Origin of the sequence: Francisella noatunensis subsp. noatunensis (genome assembly GCF_009823375.1) — a bacterium.
Classification (GTDB): Bacteria; Pseudomonadota; Gammaproteobacteria; order Francisellales; family Francisellaceae; genus Francisella; species Francisella noatunensis.
Genome location: NZ_WBSX01000151.1, coordinates 1 through 3,443, shown reverse-complemented (window position 1 = coordinate 3,443; position 3,443 = coordinate 1). Strand labels below are relative to the sequence as shown.

Here is a 3,443-nt window from a genome sequence, read left to right as displayed (position 1 = left end):
TAGCTTTTTAACTTTACAGGATAGCTTATGATTATTTGAAGTTCTGCGGCTTTGATATAGCTTCTGTGCTATCTCAGCATTATAGTCACTATTTATACTAGTGCGATTAAGTTCCTTTTTTATAGCTCTTTCACTATAGCCAATTTTATTGGCTATTTGAGATGTTTGGTATCCTAATTTAAGTAATTCTTCTATGCAATATCTATTTGAAAGAGTTAAGTGCTTTGGCATTTTTTAGTTCCTTATCGTTTATTTTAGTTTCGTCAAAACCTAATAAACTATATTTGGAACTCTCTTTCAACTATTTAAAACTTTCAGAATACAATCTAGCTTTTAATAAATTTTTTAAATTAATGTATCATTCTAACTAATATTAGAAGAATTAGAATTTCATGGATATTATCAACTATACGTTGTTTATTTTATTGACCTGCTAGAGGTTCAAAATTCCACCAGTTACCAAAATGATAGTGAGGTCTATTTGTTGGCCAGTGGAATTGGTATAAATCAATATAATCAGTTTGTAAGCGCTTTAGACTATTATTTACAGCGTCAATAATATTTGTCTTATCAGTGATAGGGTTTTGCTCATTTCTAGCTCATGTCATAGGCGAAAACTTAGTCGCTAATATTACATTCACTACGTTTCTGCCTTGTTTTAAACCAGTTGCCAATTATTTCTTCGGTCTTACCATAAGTCTTAGCAGTAGGGGGGATCGCATACATTTCGGCAGTATCCCAAAAGTTAATACCTTGAGCAAGAGCATAATCCATCTGCTCAAAGCCTTCATCTTGAGTATTTTGACGTCCCCAAGTCATAGTACCAAGACATATTCTACTAACATCAATATCAATTTTACCAAGTTTAGTATATTTCATAACTAATTTTTAAATTTAAATCTGTGTAGAAATTATAGCTTAAAATTGAAGTTATTCTATTTAAATATTTTTATTGGGTTATAGATACTAATTTAGTCGATAGTGTTGGATTATATTTAATATCTGCATTAGGAAATGCATCATAATTTTTACGAGCTTGGTGTAATTTTGTAACATCTAATTTTTCGACAACTACATCTTCTTTATTAAAATTACCCATATTTAGATGATTAAGTCTAAAAGCTTTATTTTGAGGAGATGTAAAAATTATTTGACTTACCCCATCAACTCCTTGGGTATTTTGTTTATCTAAGCCTGAAGCCATACCTACTACAATTCCGTATGCAAAATTTTGGATTGACAACATTTTCATTGCAGTATGAACTCTATTTAAACCGTACAAATCATTTGTGTAAGATGGTGCGATTATAATATCTGGCTTAACTTTTGAAAATTGTTCAGAGACATTCGGAAATTCACTTGTGTAACATATTACAACAGCAATCTTAGTACCTTTATAATCTAGTACTAATATATTTTTACCAAACTTATTATAGCCAACATTTCTTTCTTCTGGAGTTAGATAAATTTTATCATTTTTTATTATTTGACCATTAGGTAAACCTACTAAAACAGTATTAGATATTTTATCTTTCTTTTTTTAGCAATAGTTCCACCTATAACAATTATCTGGTATTTTTTAGCGAGATTAGCTATTAAGTTTTTAGTTTGACTATAATATTCACTAAGTTTAACTATACTTTGCTTATTCCATGGTAGATCATCAATTAAGTTTACAGTGTTATCTTCAGGAAAAAACTACGATTTCAGCACCTTGATCTTTAGCTTGTTTAGTTAGTCTGTTCATATCATTGGCAAACTCATCAAAAGACTGCTGTTTGATTATCATCTGTGCAGCGGCTATGCTAACTGTCTGGCTATATCCATAACCGTTAATAGATATAATAATTATTATTAGATATTTTAGGTGTTTAATCATTCTAATTATTCTCCCGTCTAGAAAAAAAGTAATTAACTTTTTAGATCTTAAGATGCCTGAGATTGAATACTTAAATATTCTGATTTCGTTTGATAAATTCTAGAGCCATTTTTCATTAACTTAAGAAATGCTTCTACATCTTTATTTTTAAGGGCTTGATTCATAGCTGTATGGGCATCATCTATAGATTTCCATTCGATGATGTCAACCCATTGATTTGGATCCTTAGTATTTTGTGTTAGTGTTCTCTTTATGAATCCTTCGTAGTTTTTTAAGTCTTGAGTTACTTTACTAGATAAATTTAGTACTTGTTGAGTAGAAGTGTCTTTAGAGGTTTCAAACGAAACTATTTCGAGAATAGGTGGATTGCTTACAGCATGTGCATCAGAAGTATCTAAAAGCAAAAAAAGCATACCAATGGTAAGGCCAAATATAACTACGACTTTTAGTATCATTTCTTTGAACATCTCATTCCACAATATTTAATTACTACATTTGTATCATTATATAGTTTTAAAATCTTTCTTCAATCTTGGGTTGATGTTTTAATGAAATTAGAATATTACTTTATTTAACGGATAAGTAAAATTTAACAATTCCTAAATACTCATGAATTATTGTCTGCGTTATATAAAAATTATATGCATTAGGGAGAAAACTTATTTCAGGAGTTACTTTAGATGAAGCAATGTTTATTGTATTTATATTGAAGCTATCAAAAATTAATTTAGCTCTTTGATAGTGAATACCTCCTGTAATTAAACAATATTTAGCACTCTTATCGTTTAAGATTTGTTTGGTGAATCGAGCATTTTCGTAGGTATTTCTAAATTGTTTTTCTAATCTTATTTTTGATTTTAGAATTCCCAAATTATAGAGAATATCAGCATAAACTTCAGCCTCTGATAACTTATAATCTGAAGTATAACCTCCACTTATTATGATATCTTGAGGATATTGGTTATAAACCTCAGCAGTTTTGAGAATACGATCATAAGCACTAATGCTTGGTTCTAATTTATCAAATACATGATTAATACCAGCTCCTAGTAAGATTATCGCTTTAGTATTTGCACATTGTTTAATATTTGTAGATTCTAATCTAAGAGGTTTAGCCAAGATATTACCAATGACGCCACTACCCACAAGATAGTAGATAATTGTTATGATGATAACAAAATATCTAAGATAGCTTTTCGAGAATACACAAATAATTATTAGGATAATAAAAAAGCTAGATTGTATTCTGAAAGTTTTAAATAGTTGAAAGAGAGTTCCAAATATAGTTTATTAGGTTTTGACGAAACTAAAATAAACGATAAGGAACTAAAAAATGCCAAAGCACTTAACTCTTTCAAATAGATATTGCATAGAAGAATTACTTAAATTAGGATACCAAACATCTCAAATAGCCAATAAAATTGGCTATAGTGAAAGAGCTATAAAAAAGGAACTTAATCGCACTAGTATAAATAGTGACTATAATGCTGAGATAGCACAGAAGCTATATCAAAGCCGCAGAACTTCAAATAATCATAAGCTATCCTGTAAAGTTAAAAAGCTA

The 3,443-nt window shown here is 29.2% G+C and carries 4 protein-coding genes and 2 pseudogenes; 1 reads left to right on the top strand and 5 read right to left on the bottom strand.

The window, feature by feature from the left end:
• The 5 genes and pseudogenes from F8C69_RS09695 to F8C69_RS09675 form a co-directional block, all read right to left on the bottom strand.
• Positions 1-231, bottom strand: a 231-nt coding sequence (locus tag F8C69_RS09695) for a helix-turn-helix domain-containing protein (protein ID WP_159183974.1), incomplete at its 3' end; no start/stop codon positions are given.
• Between the two features lie 194 nt (positions 232-425).
• Positions 426-879, bottom strand: a pseudogene (locus F8C69_RS09690) (aldo/keto reductase); the annotation flags it as partial.
• A 70-nt stretch (positions 880-949) separates the two neighbouring features.
• Positions 950-1,879 (bottom strand): annotated as a pseudogene (locus F8C69_RS09685) (nitrilase-related carbon-nitrogen hydrolase).
• Between the two features lie 47 nt (positions 1,880-1,926).
• The gene (locus tag F8C69_RS09680; protein WP_159185012.1) at positions 1,927-2,346 is read right to left on the bottom strand and encodes an antibiotic biosynthesis monooxygenase family protein; all 420 of its coding nucleotides are present in this window, start codon (positions 2,344-2,346) and stop codon (positions 1,927-1,929) included.
• Positions 2,347-2,446: 100 nt separating this feature from the next.
• Positions 2,447-3,124: a YdcF family protein gene (locus tag F8C69_RS09675; protein ID WP_236352451.1), complete on the bottom strand. Its 678-nt coding sequence runs from the start codon at positions 3,122-3,124 to the stop codon at positions 2,447-2,449.
• An 88-nt stretch (positions 3,125-3,212) separates the two neighbouring features.
• Here F8C69_RS09675 and F8C69_RS09670 point away from each other — a divergent pair.
• Positions 3,213-3,443: helix-turn-helix domain-containing protein (locus F8C69_RS09670; RefSeq protein ID WP_159183974.1), on the top strand; the 231-nt coding region annotated here is incomplete at its 3' end.